This window comes from Asticcacaulis biprosthecium C19 (genome assembly GCF_000204015.1).
Taxonomy (GTDB): domain Bacteria; phylum Pseudomonadota; class Alphaproteobacteria; order Caulobacterales; family Caulobacteraceae; genus Asticcacaulis; species Asticcacaulis biprosthecius.
Genome location: NZ_GL883078.1, coordinates 599,759 through 617,006, shown reverse-complemented (window position 1 = coordinate 617,006; position 17,248 = coordinate 599,759). Strand labels below are relative to the sequence as shown.

17 protein-coding genes are annotated in these 17,248 nt (G+C 62.8%); 9 read left to right on the top strand and 8 right to left on the bottom strand.

Annotation, left to right across the window (positions count from 1 at the left end; all coding sequences use genetic code 11):
• Window positions 1–206: 206 nt before the first annotated feature.
• The 7 genes from ABI_RS13215 to ABI_RS13185 form a co-directional block, all read right to left on the bottom strand.
• Window positions 207–1,304, bottom strand: coding sequence for a DUF2336 domain-containing protein (locus ABI_RS13215; protein WP_040309244.1), 1,098 nt, complete (start codon window positions 1,302–1,304; stop codon window positions 207–209).
• A 9-nt stretch (window positions 1,305–1,313) separates the two neighbouring features.
• Window positions 1,314–2,381, bottom strand: coding sequence for a hypothetical protein (locus tag ABI_RS13210; RefSeq protein ID WP_006273512.1), 1,068 nt, complete (start codon window positions 2,379–2,381; stop codon window positions 1,314–1,316).
• A 103-nt stretch (window positions 2,382–2,484) separates the two neighbouring features.
• A complete protein-coding gene (locus ABI_RS13205) occupies window positions 2,485–3,402 on the bottom strand; it encodes a hypothetical protein (RefSeq protein ID WP_006273511.1) in 918 nt (305 codons plus the stop codon).
• Between the two features lie 6 nt (window positions 3,403–3,408).
• Window positions 3,409–4,329: a CsgG/HfaB family protein gene (locus ABI_RS13200; protein ID WP_006273510.1), complete on the bottom strand. Its 921-nt coding sequence runs from the start codon at window positions 4,327–4,329 to the stop codon at window positions 3,409–3,411.
• 132 nt (window positions 4,330–4,461) lie between these two features.
• Complete coding sequence (locus ABI_RS13195; protein WP_374188352.1) at window positions 4,462–6,264, bottom strand: ABC-F family ATP-binding cassette domain-containing protein; 1,803 nt, start codon at window positions 6,262–6,264, stop codon at window positions 4,462–4,464.
• A gap of 56 nt (window positions 6,265–6,320) precedes the next feature.
• On the bottom strand, window positions 6,321–6,878 hold the full coding sequence (locus ABI_RS13190) for a hypothetical protein (protein ID WP_006273508.1): 558 nt from the start codon (window positions 6,876–6,878) through the stop codon (window positions 6,321–6,323).
• The gene (locus ABI_RS13185) at window positions 6,875–7,177 is read right to left on the bottom strand and encodes a PadR family transcriptional regulator (protein WP_040309243.1); all 303 of its coding nucleotides are present in this window, start codon (window positions 7,175–7,177) and stop codon (window positions 6,875–6,877) included. Before ABI_RS13185 ends, ABI_RS13190 begins: the two co-directional genes overlap by 4 nt.
• A gap of 102 nt (window positions 7,178–7,279) precedes the next feature.
• Between ABI_RS13185 and ABI_RS13180 the strand changes: the two genes are divergently transcribed.
• The 3 genes from ABI_RS13180 to ABI_RS13170 all read left to right on the top strand — a co-directional run bounded on the left by ABI_RS13180 (window position 7,280) and on the right by ABI_RS13170 (window position 10,131).
• Window positions 7,280–7,948 (top strand): hypothetical protein, encoded by a 669-nt coding sequence (locus ABI_RS13180; RefSeq protein WP_006273506.1) that lies wholly within the window; start codon window positions 7,280–7,282, stop codon window positions 7,946–7,948.
• Window positions 7,949–7,974: 26 nt separating this feature from the next.
• The gene (locus ABI_RS13175) at window positions 7,975–8,451 is read left to right on the top strand and encodes a YcgN family cysteine cluster protein (RefSeq protein ID WP_006273505.1); all 477 of its coding nucleotides are present in this window, start codon (window positions 7,975–7,977) and stop codon (window positions 8,449–8,451) included.
• 96 nt (window positions 8,452–8,547) lie between these two features.
• Window positions 8,548–10,131, top strand: coding sequence for a pectate lyase (locus ABI_RS13170; protein ID WP_040309241.1), 1,584 nt, complete (start codon window positions 8,548–8,550; stop codon window positions 10,129–10,131).
• Window positions 10,132–10,136: 5 nt separating this feature from the next.
• Here the strand turns inward: ABI_RS13170 and ABI_RS13165 are convergent, their stop codons facing one another.
• Entirely contained in the window at window positions 10,137–10,472 is a 336-nt protein-coding gene (locus tag ABI_RS13165) for a hypothetical protein (RefSeq protein ID WP_006273503.1), read from the bottom strand.
• 115 nt (window positions 10,473–10,587) lie between these two features.
• Here ABI_RS13165 and ABI_RS13160 point away from each other — a divergent pair, with 115 nt between their 5' ends.
• From ABI_RS13160 to ccmI, 6 genes are all read left to right on the top strand, one after another.
• The gene (locus ABI_RS13160; protein WP_006273502.1) at window positions 10,588–11,574 is read left to right on the top strand and encodes a DnaJ C-terminal domain-containing protein; all 987 of its coding nucleotides are present in this window, start codon (window positions 10,588–10,590) and stop codon (window positions 11,572–11,574) included.
• 105 nt (window positions 11,575–11,679) lie between these two features.
• A complete protein-coding gene (locus ABI_RS13155; RefSeq protein WP_157138892.1) occupies window positions 11,680–12,021 on the top strand; it encodes a hypothetical protein in 342 nt (113 codons plus the stop codon).
• Entirely contained in the window at window positions 12,022–12,702 is a 681-nt protein-coding gene (locus ABI_RS13150) for a response regulator transcription factor (RefSeq protein ID WP_006273500.1), read from the top strand.
• Between the two features lie 215 nt (window positions 12,703–12,917).
• Window positions 12,918–14,360, top strand: coding sequence for a sensor histidine kinase (locus ABI_RS13145; RefSeq protein WP_006273499.1), 1,443 nt, complete (start codon window positions 12,918–12,920; stop codon window positions 14,358–14,360).
• A 158-nt stretch (window positions 14,361–14,518) separates the two neighbouring features.
• On the top strand, window positions 14,519–15,883 hold the full coding sequence (locus ABI_RS13140) for a hypothetical protein (protein ID WP_006273498.1): 1,365 nt from the start codon (window positions 14,519–14,521) through the stop codon (window positions 15,881–15,883).
• A gap of 177 nt (window positions 15,884–16,060) precedes the next feature.
• Window positions 16,061–17,137 carry a c-type cytochrome biogenesis protein CcmI gene (gene ccmI, locus ABI_RS13135; protein ID WP_006273497.1) on the top strand — a complete coding sequence of 359 codons (1,077 nt, stop codon included), beginning with the start codon at window positions 16,061–16,063 and terminating at the stop codon, window positions 17,135–17,137.
• Window positions 17,138–17,248: the final 111 nt, after the last annotated feature.

Genomic DNA, 17,248 nt, shown 5'->3' with positions numbered 1-17,248 from the left:
ACTCGCGGTATCGGCGGCTTTTTCCTGATCAACCAACCCATGGAGCAGGGACCTGTCTTCTGGATGGTGTCCAGCGCCGTTTGCATGGTGTTCGGCTTGGTCCACCTCGTTGGCCTGGTTCAGGCCTGGAGGCACCTCAGGAATCGGTGAGTTCCGCGCCGATTAGCGCTGTCAGGTTTCCGGGTCCAGGGTCCTTCGGACCCTGGTTAGGCCGCCTTGCCTTCCGCCCGGCGCATGCGCCAGAAGCGGATGGTGCGCATGGCAGTTTCCTGCGGCAGGTCCAGGTACAGTTTCCCGTACTCACCGGCCCGGCCCATCGCGTTTTCCGAGTCCGACAGCATGATCATGGCACAGGTCAGGAAGAGGGCCTTGTCGAGGCCGGCGGCCTTGCAGGCAATTGCCAAGGCGTCGATTTCGCGCTTTTCGATCAGGTGGCGGGCGGTCAGAAAATCGATATCGGCCATCTGAGCCAGCGCGCAATAGAACCAGGTCGGGTTCGGGTCGCGCATGTATTTGGCCAGCAGCGTAGGCGTCAGGCGTTCATTGCGGCGCAGAATCTCGACATCGGCATTGATCTTTTCGTAGTCATCGGGAAAGTCGCCATAGGCAACGGCCACCCGATTACGACCTTTGGAAAGGGCCTGTTCGATCACCGCCGGGTCCAGCTTGGCGTTTTCAGCGATGATGCGTTCGCGCAGGCGGGTTTCGACGACGAAATACATGTCATTCATCAGGTCGGGCGGCAAATCGGCACGGTTGACCACCACCTCATGCAGGGCGGGGTTGGCCTGGGCGCGCTGGACGACCTCTTCCGACGAGGCGCGTGACAGGCGTGCGCCGTCATTGCTGAGCAGGGTGTGCAGGGTGGTGTCGTCACCGCGCTGGACGATGACACCCGAGACGGCTTCCGGCACGGATTCACGGCGGGAAACGGCACGCAGGTGGTCCTGACCCTGGGTCGAGACGACGTGCATGAGGTCGGTTTCGCTGAGCGCCTTGGACTTGGTCAGGATCGCTTCGGCGACCTCGATCTCATCGACCGCCAGTTTGCGCAGCAGGCCCAAAGGGGCGTTGCGGGCACCAGCAACGGTCTGGGCGATTTCTGCGCGGACGATGATTTCCATATCGGTGGTGAGTTGCGTCATCACCTGATCGTAGAGCTCCATCTCCATCGGATTGACGGTATCCGGATCGCTCATGAAGATATCCGTAACCGAGCGCAGCAATTCGCGGCGCTTGGAACTGGATGGCTCCTTGGCCAGTTCGATCAGGTCGACGAGGGACGAGGTCGGAGTGCGGGACATGCTGGGGCCTTAAGGAGTCGAGCCAGAGACGGTATCTGAGGAGTCTTGCGGGGCGTTGTCGCCCTCGTCTTCGGTTTCAAGCGCGTCGAACCGGGTTTCGAGGATGGCGCCGGTGGGATTGGGATCGACCTGGATGCGGTCAGGCTGCATGCCGTACTGGCGGTGCAGGCTGTAGCGCCGCGGTTCCTGGGTTATGGCGTTGGTGATCTGTTCGCCCGGAATGAAGACCTGGTCGGTTTCATGCGAGGCCAGGCTTTGGGATTCGACGGGGCGCGGGGCGGCCGCGGCCTGGGCCGGACCGCTGGGTTGCGGCGGCTCATCTGTGCCGGACGACGGGGTCGGCGCCATCGACTCTTCCTGAGCCTGGGCGGCGCGCGCGGCGGCGATGCGCGCGGCGTACTTGCTGTTGGCCGGGACCTGATAGCCCGACTCGCCGTCGGTCAGGGGAACCGGCGTTGGCGCCGGCGCGGTAGCGACTGGCTGCGGCTGCGGCGAAGTTCGCGCGCTGGCCATAGGCGGGACCTGAGTCTGGACCCGGGGCTGGGCTTGGGGCTGTGTTTGGGGCTGTGTTTGTGGCTGGACCTGAGCTTGGGGTGCCGGATTTCGCGGCACGATCTCGGGTTCGTCGGCGTCGTCGAAGACCGGTTGCGGCGTTGGTGCCGGGCGCGAAGATGGTTGCGGTGTCGGGACGGGCGCGACGGTCACGGGTTGCGGGCGCGGCGCGGGACGCGGCACGGCGACCGAAACTGCAGAAGACGGCGCGGACATTGTCGGCTGTGGCAAGCGTTCGATCGACGCCGTTTGGGTGGCGGGCCGCTGGCCGGGTTTCGTGGGCCAGGTCAGGGTGCGGGCATAGGGATCACCGACCTGACCGTAGGGTGAGGCGGGCACACCATACCGGGCGCCGGCCTGGCCTTGTGGGACAGGAGCGGGTTGCTGCGCCTGGGGCGCGACCTGAGTGCGCTGGGCCTTGCTTTCCCAGGTCAGATAGCGATCGGCGGTGTGACCATGGGCCGAGCCCGCGGCCGCAAGGGCGGTCGTTGCGATCAGAAAACGGGCGGTCAGCGGCAAGGTCATGAAGGGTCTTTGGGTTGCAACCCTTTGACCTTAGGAGACCGAGTTTAAATAATACCTAATGACGGCTCGGATTACGAAATATCAAAAGGCAACCCGTATTAGATCAGGGCAGGTCGACCCGCTTCATCCGGCGGCCGTTGGCGGCCGGGTCGTCGGCTTCTATCACGATAGCCGTGCTGCCCGGGATGATGCGGCTAACATCCCCAGCGCCGTCAGGCTCCGCGGTCGCCGTCGCGTCATTGGCGGCGATGACATTGTACTGAATAACCGTGCGTCCGTCGGGACTGGTCGCCTGGACCGTGGTTCCCAGTTGCAGGTACGGCGCGCCGTAGTTCAACTGGATCGTGCCGTCATAATTGTCGATGACCGCGAGAGGGGCCAAGCGGAAGGCGACTTTGCGTGCGACGGCCAGGGCCAGGTCTTCCTGCAACTGATTGTATACCGCCTGGCCGCTTTGCTCGACGGACGCGGTGGTTCCGTCCGAAGACACGTAGGCGCTCAAGTCGACCTCCTTGCGGACCGTTGCACCGAAGACCTTACGGCCGGATCGATCCTGCAGGGTGACATTCATCGAAGCGTAGAGCTTGTTGGCACTCACATCGTAGTCCGCCCCCCTCGAGGTATCCTGGGAGAACTGGGTCTGCTGCGTACCGTCGGCCGACACCATTCCCGACAGGACATAGTCGCCCGCCCGGTCGACCACCGTCAGCTTGTTCGAGGCGGCCAGGGCGGCTTCCAGGCTCCCGGTTATGGTTTTGAAGTTGCCGACGCAGTCCTTCACCCACCATGTCCGCCAGGCCACGGCTACGGCCGCGGAGGCGCCGAACCAGTCTGCCGAAGCAGCGGCGGCGGCGCTGCCGGTGCTGTTCTGGTAGTAGGTGCACGTCTCCTGACTGGCGATTTTGCCGACCCGGATCGATGTCTGGGCCTGGGCGAAGGTGCCCCAGCCGAGGGCGCAGACCATAGTCAATGCCGTAGCGGACATGACGGCATGGCGGCGGGTAACCTTTTGCATCGACATGGGGGCTTACTTCCTTTTCTTTGCCGGCTTGGCCAGGGCCGCCCTATCCTCGGCCGAGGTGGCTCGCGCGATCGCGCCGACGGCAGGTGCTGCGGTGAATTCGGAAACGGGGACGGCCTTGGATACCCGTCCATTCACCTCCGTGACCCGGATATAGCCCAGTTTCACTTCGGAATTGGCGAGGAGTTCGCCGGTCGCCGGATCATAGATCGCTTCCCCCTTGCTGTAGAGCGTCAGGATATCGCCGACATTCAGCGCGCCTTCGCCGTAGTTCAGGATGAAAACGCCGTCGGATTGAATGGCCGCAACCTGAATCGGATAGATGGCCTGGACCAGGCCTGTCGCGACCTTGTCGGCCGCGGCGCGAAGCAGCCCCGAATTGTCGACTGACGGCCGGCCGTCACAGATGGTAGCCGATTTCTGCTGCTCGTCGATACGGTCCACATACTTGATCTCGCCCGTGCTGGCATCGGTGATCTTGATGTCAACACTGACCGTCGCGATTGCATAAACGCATTTCGGCGCAGCGGACCCCTGGGGCGTGAAAAGGGAGCCGACGATGCTGGTGCCGACATCGGACTTGTTGACCACTGACAACGAGGTGATCGTTCCATAGATCAGGTAGTCGGCGCCTTCGAACCCGCCCTTCTTGCTGGGCTTGTTGGTCGTCACCAAGCCGGAATTGGCGCGGTTCTGTTCCCCCAGAAGCTTGTCCATGTCGTTGCGCTCGATAACGCGGAACTTGCTGGTCCCGGCGACGGCGGTCGCGATCATAGTCGAAAACGTGTCGGCCAGGCCGTTGTTGGTCAGGTCCCGCATCTCGTAGACTGCGACGATTGGCTTGCCCGAGCCCTGCTGCGCAAGGGCCGGAACTGGCAGTGCGACCAGGATGAAGCCTACGAAAAGACATAAAAATTTTTGCAACATATCCGCCCCTTTGTCCCTGCGCACAACCTTGAAGGTTGACTCGGGTAACGGATAATATACCTTATTGCAACCTTAAGAATCCATCTTGCGACGTTTTTCGAAACCGGTGTGTCAAAAGGCGCGGACCGTTCCTTACCCCGCCAAGGCCGCCTTTCGATCCTCCAGTTCCAGCCACTCGGTTTCGCCGGTATCGAGATCGTGCCGCAGCTTCTCAAGGGTCTTCATGGTCGCGTCGAACGCCTTGGGATCGCGGCTATACAAGGTTGTATCCTCCAGGACCTTTTCCAGCCTGGCAATCTCACCTTGCCATTGCGGCATCAGCTTTTCGAGATCCTCCAGCCGCTTCTGATCCTTGTAACTGAGCTTCTTCGGCGCCGTCTTCGCCGGAGCCGCCGCCGCCTTCGTGGCCGCGATCTCCTTCGGTGTTGCGCCGCGCTGGAAGAAATCCGGGTTCTGGCGAATGAAATCCTGCCAGCCACCGGGTGTCTCGGCTGTACGGCCATTGCCGTCCAGGGCCAGGGTCGAGGTCGCCAGCCGGTCGATGAAGTCGCGATCGTGCGACACGAGGATCAGGGTGCCGTCATAGTCGGCCAGCATGTCCTCCAGCAGGTCCAGCGTATCCATATCCAGGTCGTTGGTCGGTTCGTCGAGCACCAGCAGGTTTGTGGCCTTGGCCAAGGCGCGCGCCAACTGCAACCGGTTGCGTTCCCCGCCCGACAATGACTTGACCGGCTGGCGCAACTGCTTTTCGCGGAAGAGGAAATCCTTGGCATAGGCGGCGACGTGGCGGGGTTCGCCGCGCACCATGATCGAGTCCGATCCCGAATTGGCCAGCACATCCCACAAGGTCTCGTCGCCCTTCAGCGCATCGCGGCCCTGATCAAGATAGGCGACATCCAGCTTGGTGCCCAGGCGGATATCACCGGAATCGGCGGGGATCTGGCCCAGCAGAAGCTTGACCAGGGTCGACTTGCCGGCACCGTTGGGACCGACGATCGCTAGCCGGTCGCCGCGCAGGATGCGGGTCGACAGGTCCTTGATCAGGGTGCGGCCGCCGAAGCCCTTGGCGACGTGTTTGAGTTCCGCCACCAGCTTGCCGGAGGTGCCGCCGGAATCGAGCACCATGTCCATCGGCTTGTCCATCGACTTTATCCGGGCGGCAAAGTCCTGGCGCATGGCGTTGAGCCGGGCCGCGCGGCCTTCGTTGCGGGTGCGTTGGGCGGTGATCGAGCGATAGAAGGTGTAGGTCTCGCGCTCGATGGCCTTTTCCAGCCGGCGCAGGGATTCGGCGGTTTCGGCCTCGACCTTGTCGCGCCATTCGTCGAAGCTTGCGTAGTTGTCGTCCAGCCGCAGCATGCGGCGATCGTACAACCAGTAACAGCGCTGAGTGACGCGTTCCAGGAAGGTACGGTCGTGGGAGACCACCAGGGCGGCGCCCCGAAAACTTTTCAGCCGGTCTTCCAGGGTCTGGATGGCGAAAATATCGAGGTGGTTGGTCGGCTCGTCCAGGAAGATCAGGTCGGGATCTTCGGCAAAGGCCTTGGCCAGGGCGGCGCGGCGCTTCTCGCCGCCGGACATGGAGGTCGTCGGCCCCTGCGGATCAATGCCGAAGGCATAGAGCTCCGCCTCGGCATTGTAGGATTCCGCCCCGCCGGAGATGGCCCAGTCGAGAATGGTCAATCCTACGGGTTCTGGTTCCTGCAACACGAAGGCGAAACGTGTGCCCTGGGAAACGTAGCGCTCGCCGGAATCGGGCTCAATCTGGCCCGCCAGCAGCCGCATCAGGGTCGACTTGCCGGCGCCGTTGCGGCCGACCAGGCAGGCGCGCACGCCGCGATCCAGCGCAATATCGACACCATCGAACAATGGCGTCTGGCCATCCATCAGGCGGATGTCTTTGAGGGCGAGGAGGGGGGCTTTGCCGGAAGGTTTCAAACTCATGCGCCGGATGTAGTGTTCCCCGCTTCGTAAGGCAAAGGCTTTTTACCGGTTCAAGCTGCGATCGGCCGACGGGGACGGCGTTCGAGCCAGGCCAGGAACAGCGCTGCGCCGGCCAGCAGGGCCAGGGGAAGAAACGGCCAGGCAAAGCGCAGGAACTGGCTGGCCTGAGTGGCCAGGCCGAAAACGGTCAGGACCAGGCCGGGCAAGACAGCCAGCGCCACCGCGCTCCAGAACAGCTTCGGCCGCCAGAAGACCAGGCCGGCGGCAGCGGCCAGATGGCTCAAACCCATGGTCGCGACCCACACAACGACCCATGGCATCACCGGTTGCGCCGATTGGCCGGTCAATCCATTGACCATCATGACCAGGAACATGGCGCCGTAGAGCGCGGTGACGAGACCGACAAGCAGGCGTCCGGTGAACACAATGGCTTTCATGACGGTGATCCTTTCGCAAAGGGCAGCCCATAGACAACCGCCGGCAAAGGCCAGGGCGTCGGGCGCGGACTCGATGGCGCGGACCTCGGCCCGCATGGCCTCGCCCCAGGATTGGCGATGGCCGGGCAGCACACGGGCGGCCAGGTCAATGACAATTAGGGCAAACTTCATGTCGTCGCCTCCCGGTTTGCCGTCGGTACTGCGTCTTGAGCGCGCACCTGCGCCAGAGCGATGCCGGCGGCGGTCAGGCGATAGGCATGACGCGGCGGCCGGCCGGGCTGCAGGGGTTGACGCCACTCGGTTTCCAGCAGGCCGTCATCGGCCAGCCGGATCAGCAACGGGTACAGGGTGCCGGACTTCAGGCCGGTTTCCTTCGAAAGATCATACCCGTAGCGCCAGGCCTGGGGCTGGACCGCCAGGGCAGCGAGCACGGTACGCGTCTGCGGTGAGATGTGATTACGTCGAGCCATGGCACTACATCAACATATGTAGAGTTTTGGGTCAAGTGGAAACTCTACATATGTTGCATTCAAAGGCGCTACCAGGCGCCACAGCTTGTGCTAAGAAAGCGCATGATGTTCAGAATCTATTGTCTATTGGCCGCTTTCCTGCTGGTCAGCCCGGCAGCCGCCCAGACGGAGGCCGATCTGCGCCAGCAGAAAACCGACGCCGTCGAGTTCAAGCACCGGCTGTTTCGCCTGTTGCAAAGCCATGACCGGCGCCAGGCCAATGCTGCCGATATCGAGTCGGCCATGGGCGGGGGCTTCGTCACCGACGCCGTGACGGCCACAGACGGCATGCCGGCCGCGGCGACCAAGCGTGTGGCGCAGGGTTTTCGATCCATGGGTGGGGTGCAGTACGTCATCCCCTTGGCGGATCTGGGGCAGGGCAGCCTGCCCATCGAGTTGAGAAGCGCAACGCTCTACGGTTTCGACATGAAGGCCTTCGCCACCTACGGCGATAGTTGCCTGACCCTGGACGATGTTCGCTATAATTTCCGCGGCGCCTATGGCTGGTCGCCGGTCGGGTCCGTCAGCGGCCCGGTCGGTATCCGTGGCGAGCGCGAAGGTGCCACCGTGATCGCCATTGTCGAGAAGACGTTTCCGGCAAATGCGAAGGATCAGGCAGAGATGGATCGTCTGCTCGCCCAGGACAAGAGCCTCGACCGTGTCGAACGCCAGCGTCTCGAAGTCCTGAAAAGCAAGATCAATGGCTGCGTGACCAATCTGGACCTTTTCTGAGGCAGTCTTTTCTCTATATAGGCGCCATGAGCGTACTTTTCTGGGAAACCAAAACTCTCGAACAGATGACCGAACAGGAATGGGAAAGCCTGTGCGACGGCTGTGGCCTGTGCTGCCTGGTGCGGTTCGAGGACGAGGAAACCCTGGAGGTCATTCCGACCCGGGTCCATTGCAAGCTGTTCGATCCCGACAAGTGCCGGTGCTCCGACTACGCCAACCGCAAAAAGTACGTCCCCGACTGCATCAAGCTCAAGCCCGGCAATATCGAGGAGCTTTTGTGGATGCCGCACTCGTGCGCCTATCGCCGGCTGCATGAAGGCAAGCCCTTGCCGATGTGGCATCACCTGATTACCGGCGACCGCGAAAGCGTCCACCGCGCCGGCGTGTCCGTGCGCGGCCAGACGATCAACGAGACCGAACTGGCCGATCCCGAAGACGCACTCGACTATGCCGCCTGGGACCTGAACGAGGACCGCTCCGACTGGGACGAATTCGAGGACTAGGCTTGCATTCCAGTCGCGTAACCGGATAAGACTAGGCAACACGGACAGCGACGGATGCCGCAGACATGCGCGTTGATCTCTCCAGGGAGCCCTTCCATGACAACACGACGCCACCTTCTTGCCGGTGCTGCTGCGCTTTCTTTGACACCGGTGTCAGCGCTGGCTGCGGTTAAACCCGTCAAACGCAAGGCTATCCTTGACACGATGAAGACGGCCACCCGGTTCATGACCGACAAGGTGGCGTTTAACGGCGGCTATGTCTGGGCCTATTCGGCCGACATGAAGCAGCGCTGGGGCGAGATGGAAGCCTATGCCACCATGATCTGGATCCAGCCGCCGGGCACGGCAACCATGGGCCATGTCTTCCTGGATGCCTATCACGCTACCGGCGACGAGGCCTATTATCAGGCCGCCACCCCGGTTGCCGATGGTCTGATCGCCGCGCAGCACCCGTCGGGCGGCTGGCACTACTTCCACGATTTCGGCGGGGCTGAGTCACGCAAGCGCTGGTATGACACCATCGGCAAGAATGCCTGGCGGCTGGAGGAGTTCCAGTACGACTGGGGCAATGCCACCTTCGACGATGCCGGCACGTCGGAATCGATGCAGTTCCTGCTGCGCCTCTATGTCGAGAAGAAGGACGAACGGTTCCGGCCGGCCCTGGACAAGGCGCTGAACTTTGTTCTGGAAAGCCAGTACCCGATCGGTGGCTGGCCGCAACGCTATCCGGCCAATCCTGTGTCGCTGCACGGCCACGACGACTATACAGGCGACATCACCTTCAATGATGACGTTGCCGGTGAGAATATCCGTTTCCTGATCATGTATCAACAGACCATCGGTGACCCGCGTATTGCCGATGCCATTGTCCGCGCCATGTCGGTCTATCTGGTGACCCAGCAGGGCCAGCCCCAGCCGGGCTGGGGTCTGCAGCATACACTCGACCTGAAACCGGCCGGCGCCCGGACCTATGAGCCCCAGGCCCTGGCGACCCACACCACCTTCGCCAATGTTCGTCAGTTGATGGACTTCTACAGGCTCACCGGCGAGACCAAATACCTGGCGCGTATCCCGGAAGCCCTGGACTGGCTGGACAGCGTGCGTTTGCCGGATGCCGACGGCAAGATCAACCGTCATCCGACTTTTATCGAACTGGGCACGAACAAGGGGCTGTTTGTCCATCGCCGCGGCTCGAACATCGTCAACGGTGCCTATTATTACGACTACGACCCGACCTTTACGCTCGGCCACTACAGTTCGTTCCGGATGCTGGACGTGGCAAAGCTGCGCGCCGAGTACCAAAAGCTGAAAGCGACCCCGCCGGAGGTCGCCAGCCAGGACTCACCGCTGAAGGTCAAGGCGCCGCTGCCGAAATATTTTGTCGCCGCCATGAATGCCGGCTCCGACCTGAATGCACCTGACAAGGTCCGGGGCGTGGCCGACCTGGTCAAGGGGCTGAACAAACAGGGCTATTGGCCGACGCCCTTGAAGGCGGTCAGCCATCCTTACAGCGGCGACGGCAGCGCGACGCCGGCGCCAAGCGATTTCCGCACCACGCGCGTGGGGGACGAGACGGATACCTCGCCGTTCGTCACCGACAAGCCGGCGATCGGAATCTCGACCAGCGCCTATATCGACAATATGGCCAAGCTGATCGCCGCGCTGGACGGGGCGAAGTAGCGGAACTATTTTTTCCGCTTTTTCGGCTTGGCAGCCTGGATCGCGAAACCGTTGTGCAGCAGGTGCGACAACTCCTCGACCGCGATGACCGGCAGCCGTGCCAGCACCGCCGGATAGCCGCGGTAATGGTCGTCGTCGAAGAAGACGTCCGGCGCCGCCGCGATCAGCATCTCCTTGTGTTCCAGCGTGCAACTGATCGCCAGCACCTCCAGGTTCGGCCAGCGCGGTTGCTTGGGTGCATCGCGCTGCATGAAGGTCCAGGCAAAGCCGCGGCCAGCGCACGACAGCACCAGCCGGGTCTCGCTCGACTCGTCCGTCACCCCCGCCATGTCGCCGGCCATCCGCCGGACATCCGCTGCATCCACCATTGGGCGAATATAGCATACGCCGCTCCGTCTTGCCTCTTGATTCAATTGCGTCTAGGACACACCTCTGCGGCAGGAGGTGTATACGAGCGTGGCAGGTGATCCCTATACCGAACTGGGCGTCAAGCGCGACTCCAGCGACGCCGACATCCAGAAAGCGTTCCGCAAGCTGGCCAAGGAACTGCATCCCGACAAGAACCAGGACAACAAGGTTGCCGAAGAGCGATTCAAACGCATTACGGCAGCCTACGATTTCCTGAAGGATGCCGACAAGCGCAAGCGTTTCGACCGAGGCGAGATCGATGCCGACGGCCGTGAGATTTATCGTGGTTTCGGCGGTGGTGCCGCTGGCGGCCGTGGTGCTCCGAACGGCGGTGCGCCGGGCGGTGGTCGCTTCGAAGGCATGGACCTCGACGACATCATGGAGATGTTCGGCGGTGGCGCCGGACGCCGCGGTGCTGCCGGTGGCGGTTTCGGTGGCGGTTTCGGCGGACAGAGCGCGCCCCAGCGCGGCAGCGACCTCAAGATCAAGCTCGAGATTGACCTGCTCGATACCATTGTCGGCAACACCCGCCGCGTCATGTTCTCCGATGGCCGCACGGTCGACGTCAATATCCCCAAAGGCTCCAAGGATGGTCAGACCCTGCGCCTGAAAGGGCAGGGGGCGCCGTCGCCGTCCGGCCGCGGTCCCCACGGCGACGCCCTGGTCGAGCTGAACCTGAAGGCCCACCCGATTTTCCGCATCGACGGCAACGACCTGCATATGGACCTGTTCGTCTCATTGCCGGATGCGCTGCTGGGCGGCAAGGTCCAGGCACCGACGCCGGATGGGCCGGTTACGGTCAATCTGGCGAAGAACTCCAATTCCGGCGCCGTGCTGCGCCTGAAGGGGCGTGGCGCATTCGACGCCAAGGACGGCTCGCGCGGCGACTTGTTCGCCCATGTCGTTCTGGCCATGCCGGACAAGGGCGTGGACGGCGTGCCGGAGCCCTTGCGGGCGGAGATCATGACGCTGATGGAACGCTGGCGCGCCAATGCGGCCTATATGCCGTCCATGCCGTCACGAACTCGGAAATAACCGCTGCGAAAAATCCGTCGCAAAAAACTATATGGCGGCGCAGAATTTGCTAAAGACAACGAGTTGTTCAGCTAAGGTTCAGGTGCGTGAACCTATAACGGTGTCATGAAAAAGATTTGGCCCCTTCTCTGTGCTGCCATGATCGCCGTCTCGGTAGGGGGCGAGGCCCATGCTGCCATGTTCCAGGACCGGGGCAGCCAAGAGCGTGGCAAGGAGCGGGGTGGACCGCGTGGCGGCAATGACCGCAGCGGCGGCGGCGACCGCGGGGGCGAAAACCGCCGCGACGGCCGGATCGAACGGGCCATCCGGATCGCCGAGTCGCGCGGCCGCGTGCTTGACGCCGGTCAACAAAGCGGTTCAATCTTCTGGGTACGTGTCGCCACCGATCGTGGCCGGGTCGATTTGCTGATCGACACCGATTCCGGGCGCATCATCGGAGAGCGTTAGTTGCGAATTCTGTTAGCCGAAGACGATCCGGACCTGTCGCGTCAGCTCAAGGCCTCCCTGAGCGACGCCGGTTATGTCGTGGATCATGCCCCCGATGGCGAGGAAGCCCACTTTCTGGGCGATACCGAACCCTATGACTGTATCATCCTGGATCTGGGCCTGCCCAAGATCGACGGGGTGTCGGTGCTGGAGCGCTGGCGCCGCGAAGGCAAGATGACGCCGGTCCTGATCCTGACGGCGCGTGGCGCCTGGAGCGACAAGGTGTCGGGTTTCGATGCCGGCGCCGACGATTATCTGACCAAGCCGTTTCATACCGAAGAGCTGCTGGCGCGCTTGCGCGCCCTGGTCCGCCGCGCCGCCGGCCATGCCCAGCCGTTGCTGGTCTGTGGTGGTCTGCGCCTGGACCCGCGTGCGGCCCGCGCCAGCGTCAATGGCGAGCCGCTGCGGCTGACCTCGCTGGAGTACCGGCTGCTGCACTATCTGATGATGCACCAGAACCGGGTGATTTCGCGCACCGAACTGGTTGAGCACCTGTATGACCAGGATTTCGACCGCGACTCGAACACCATCGAGGTGTTCATGGGGCGGTTGCGCAAGAAGATCGGCAATGACCGGATCGAGACGGTACGTGGGTTGGGTTATCGCCTGAAGCCGCTGCACGACGAGGTCGGCGAGTTGTGAGCACCACCGACCTATACCTCCCCGCGCTTGCGTGGGGAGGGGGACCGCGCCATGCCATAGCGAAGCGGCGGCCGAAAGCGTGGTGGTGGGGCGACTTACTTTCGGAAGCGCCGTCGATTGTTGCGCCGACAGCAAGTCGCCCCACCACCATTTCACTCCACGTCACTGCGTTCGTTTCACGCATGGTACCCCTCCCCACACGTGGGGAGGTATAGGTGAGCGAGGCCCCTGCCGATCCCCCCAAGCCGCGTGGTCCTGCCGACAACATCCGCCGCATCTGGCAACGCCTGACGGCCAACTCGCTGGTCGGGCGGCTGATCCGGCTGGCAGCGGTGTGGTTCATCTTCGCCCTCTTCGTCACCGGCATCGGCCTGACCGCCTACTTCTCCCGCGTCACCATGCATCGCTTTGAAGCCGGGGTCGGTCAATTCGCCGACAACCTGTTCTCGGTGACCAATATTGAAGACGGCGCCGTCGACACCAGCCGCTTCGTCGATGCCCGCTCCGGCATTTTCCATTCCGGTCTCTACTGGCAGGTCGCCCAGGTCGACGCCAAGGGCGATATCGTCAATCCGGTCAAGTCGCGGTCTCTATGGAACGCCCGGCTGCTGTTGCCGTCCACGGTTTTGGTGCAGGCCAAGGAAAAGGTCGCCACGGCCGTCTTCTATGACGGGTTAGGCCCCAAGCAGGAGCCTCTGCGCGTCGCCGTCATCTACTCTATGGTCGATTCCAACGCCTATGTCTTCATGGCAGCGGAGGACGCCAGCCCGGTCAACCGCGATATCCGTACCTTCGCGCTGCTGACCGGCGCTGCCCTGCTGCTGCTGGCTTTGGGATCACTGGGCGCCATCTATTTCCAGGTTCGTATTGGCCTGCGCCCCCTGTTCGACCTGACCGACGAAATTGCCAGTCTCCAGAAGGGCCAGCAGTTGCGCCTGGCCAAGACCTACCCGGCAGAAATCACCCCCGTGGCGCACCAGCTTAATGCCTTTCTCGACTACGCTCAGGAGGTGGTCGAACGCCAGCGGATGCACGTCGGCAACCTGGCCCATGCGCTCAAGACACCGCTGTCGGTGTTGCTGACCTCGGCCGGTGACGATGCCGGCCCTCTGCCTGAAGCCGTGCGCAAGCAGACCGAGACCATGCGCGCTCAGGTCGACCACCACCTGCGCCGGGCCCGCGCCGCTGCGCGCTCCACCGCCATGGGTGAGCGCACACCGGTTGAGCCGGTGTTCGACGAACTGGCAGTGATGCTGGAACAGGTCTTTCAGGACAAGGGCGTCATCATCGACTGGCGCGCGCCCGACAACCTGGCCTTCCGAGGCGAGAAGCAGGACCTCCAGGAAATCGCCGGCAACCTGCTCGAAAACGCCTGCATCTGGTGCAGGCGCAAGGTCCTGATCCTGGCCGAATTCGAGGCAGAGACCCAGACCTTGATCATGGCGATCGAAGACGACGGTCCCGGGCTGGACGCGGCGCGTTTCGATGAGGTGCTCAAACGCGGCGCGCGACTGGATGAAAGTGTCCCGGGCTCGGGCCTCGGCCTGTCGATCGTCGACGAACTGGTGCGCGCCTACGGTGGCCGGCTGCAGTTCGAAAAAGCGAACCTGGGGGGGCTGTGCGTAAAGGTCAACCTGCCCGGCAATATGGACGGCTGACAGCCGGTGAAAAGCCTTCGTATCCATTTTCCGCAAAGGATTTCGGCAAGGTTTTGCGGCGGTGGTGACCGGCTACCCGTCAGAGAAAATTAACCAGGAAATTCTAAACTTACAGGCTGGTTCGTCGACGTTCGGACCCGGGCAGGAAACTGAGTGTAATGGGCGTTATCGCGAACAAACGGCTTGGTCTGATCAAGGGGCTGGTAAAGACCCTTCCGCAGACCAGTCTGCGGTCGCTGGAGATGGCTCTGGGCCTGACCAAGGATGAGGCCCTGGTCGAAGTCCGTAACCTGGTCAGCCTTGAGCTGGAATTCCGGCACGTCAAGCAGGCGGTCTTCGCGCCTTACCTGCCGCTGCTGGAAGCGCGTCCTGACGGCCTGACCGGAATTACCTTCCCTGCCTGGCTGCTCGACAATATCTGGAGCGCACTCGAGGTCCGCGAGCCGGAACTGTACATGCAGTCGCGCTATGCCCTGCGCGGCCTGCGCACCGAAGATCCGACGCCGGTGGTGTTTTTCCGGCTGGTGACGGCCGCAGCCCAGATCTGCCGCGAAAATCCGCACGACATCCTGCCGGCCAAGCCCGACGCCGCCGATGGCGAAGCGGTGACCGAATTTGCACTATACCTGGACCTGCACCGCATTGCCCGCGCCATGCTGGCCCGCTTGCCGGATTTCCTCGGCCGTATTGACGCCGACCGTGCCACGGCCTTGCGCCTGATGTTCAAGGACGCCTGCGCCAACGATTCCGAAGGTGGCTATCGCCTCCTGGAAATCCTGTTCGCCAATCTCGAAGACGGACCTCAGATCGTCAAGTTTGTCGCCACTGTGTCCGACCGTGCCAGCGAGCGTTTCCTGGCCGCGTCGGAACTGGCTGTCTTCGGCGAACGCATCCTGGCTGTCGCGGAAGAGCGGTTGCTTGACCTGAAAACCTTCATGGGCGCGCGCGGCAAGGTCTGCGATGACCTCGGCATTGCCGGCCAGAAGGTCAGTGACTGCCTTGCCCTGATCCATTCCTTCGAGAACTATATCGAACTTCAGCGCGACGGCCCGTGGGGCAAGCGCCTGGCGGCCGGTCACAAGCTGATCGCGGAACTGGTGGAGAGCCAGTTGAAGGGAGCGGAGCGCGCCCTGGAGGACGCCCTGCCGATGAAGTCGGAGCGCGTCTACGGCCGGGTGCGCAAGGAAACGCCGCATCTGGATCGCTTCCCCAAGCCTGAGGCGATCGTGCGCGCTGTCCAGACCCTGGCCTTTGTGAAGACCGTGCGTAATGTCGCCCATGCCGGTGGGTTCGCGTCGCTGCATACCAAGACCGCTCAGGCGCTGGAAAGCGCCTTGGACAGCTATTTCGAGGAACTGTTGTCGATCGCCAATGGCGACGAACCGGTCGATCCGGAGGTGGTGATGAGCTTCTTTGAACTGGTCACCGACCTGATGCAGGCCCTGTGCGGCGAGGAAAAAGCGGCCGTCGGTCGCCGCCGCATTGCCTCGTCGGATCTGCTAAAGCCGAAGAACGTGGCTTAAGCGTCTTCTTGGCATTTCGAAAGAACGCCCTCGCCTCCTCAAGTCTGGAAAGGGCAAATTTCGGGGCACAATTCATTGATCCGCGGATAACAGCGACTAAGACCTCGCGCCGAAATGCCGCGCCGCGCGCCTGACATTTGGTTTTGGTTTCGCCATCAAATCGTCTAAGGAGGCACGATGATTTTGCTGACCCTGATCTGCGTGCTGATCAGCCTGGCCGTAGTAGCCGTGGCCGTCCTCTGGCACCGCTTCGCGCCGGCTCAGGGCGCACTGACCCATGAAAAGGCGCTCTACGCCGGCTTTATCGCCGATGTTGACCGTCGCCTGGCGGCCGGCGATCTGGACGCCGACGCTGCCCATGAGGAAAAGATCGAAGCCGCGCGCGCCTTGCTGAAGGCCGGCGACCAACAAACCGTCGCCACGGTTAAGCCGGTCGTGGGTGTCATCGTAACCGCTGTCACAGCCGCTGCGGCCTTCGGCGTCTACATGTTCATTGGCCATCCCGGCATGCCGGACCAGCCGTATAAGGACCGCGAAGCGCGCTGGACGCGCATGGCGCAGGACGATCCCGATTCCGTCCCGCCCGAGGTCATGGTGGCCGTCCTGCGCCAGGGCGAGGCCCAGAACGGCAACGACCCCCAGTACTGGCTGATGATCGGCCGCTTCCACACCTGGGCGGGCAACACCTATGAAGGCATGAAGGCCTACAAGCGCGCCCGCGCCATGTCGCCCGAGACCTTTGGCGAATGGTCGGCGCTGGGCGAAGCCATCACCCTGACGGCCGACGGTAACAGCAATGCCGAGGCCTTGGCGGCCTTTGAACAGGCGCTGAAGATCGACCCGAAGGACGCTCGCGCCCTCTACTATCTGGGTCGCCATCAGGTCGCCATCGGCCAGTTCGAAGCCGCTCGCATCAGCTTCCGTACGGCCCTGGCCAATACGTCGCCGGACAATCCGTCCCGGCCGGCCATCGAAGAGGACCTGAAGGCCATCGATGTCGCGGAAAAGGCCGACGCTGCGGCTCGGACGCGTATTGCTGGCATGGTCGGTTCGCTGGCCGCGTCGTTGAAAACCGATCCCGAAAACGCCGACGGCTGGGCGCGACTGTTGCGCTCGTACGATGTCTTGGGCGACACCGCAGCGCGTGCGCAGGCGGAGGCCGAGATGACGGCGCACTACAAGGCGCGGCCGCAGATTGCCGAGGCCATACTGGCCAAATCACGCCAGGCCGTTGGCGCGGAGGCGACGCAATGAGTTTTTGGCCCAAATTGGCGAAGGCGCCCCCGCGCTCAAAGAGCGAACGGGGCCGTCCGACGGCGTTAGCGCAACGAAGCATGCGCTCAAGAAGCGAAGCGTTAGCGCAAC

Excerpts from the sequence above, each read along its gene's own strand:
- ABI_RS13205 (WP_006273511.1), bottom strand. The coding sequence starts at position 3,402 with ATGTCGATGCAAAAGGTTACCCGCCGCCATGCCGTCATGTCCGCTACG.
- ABI_RS13190 (WP_006273508.1), bottom strand. The coding sequence starts at position 6,878 with ATGAAGTTTGCCCTAATTGTCATTGACCTGGCCGCCCGTGTGCTGCCC.
- ABI_RS13185 (WP_040309243.1), bottom strand. The coding sequence starts at position 7,177 with ATGGCTCGACGTAATCACATCTCACCGCAGACGCGTACCGTGCTCGCT.
- ABI_RS13155 (WP_157138892.1), top strand. The coding sequence starts at position 11,680 with ATGAAAAAGATTTGGCCCCTTCTCTGTGCTGCCATGATCGCCGTCTCG.
- ABI_RS13215 (WP_040309244.1), bottom strand. The coding sequence starts at position 1,304 with ATGTCCCGCACTCCGACCTCGTCCCTCGTCGACCTGATCGAACTGGCC.
- ABI_RS13175 (WP_006273505.1), top strand. The coding sequence starts at position 7,975 with ATGAGCGTACTTTTCTGGGAAACCAAAACTCTCGAACAGATGACCGAA.
- ABI_RS13200 (WP_006273510.1), bottom strand. The coding sequence starts at position 4,329 with ATGTTGCAAAAATTTTTATGTCTTTTCGTAGGCTTCATCCTGGTCGCA.
- ccmI (WP_006273497.1), top strand. The coding sequence starts at position 16,061 with ATGATTTTGCTGACCCTGATCTGCGTGCTGATCAGCCTGGCCGTAGTA.
- ABI_RS13165 (WP_006273503.1), bottom strand. The coding sequence starts at position 10,472 with ATGGCCGGCGACATGGCGGGGGTGACGGACGAGTCGAGCGAGACCCGG.
- ABI_RS13210 (WP_006273512.1), bottom strand. The coding sequence starts at position 2,381 with ATGACCTTGCCGCTGACCGCCCGTTTTCTGATCGCAACGACCGCCCTT.
- ABI_RS13170 (WP_040309241.1), top strand. The coding sequence starts at position 8,548 with ATGACAACACGACGCCACCTTCTTGCCGGTGCTGCTGCGCTTTCTTTG.
- ABI_RS13180 (WP_006273506.1), top strand. The coding sequence starts at position 7,280 with ATGATGTTCAGAATCTATTGTCTATTGGCCGCTTTCCTGCTGGTCAGC.
- ABI_RS13140 (WP_006273498.1), top strand. The coding sequence starts at position 14,519 with ATGGGCGTTATCGCGAACAAACGGCTTGGTCTGATCAAGGGGCTGGTA.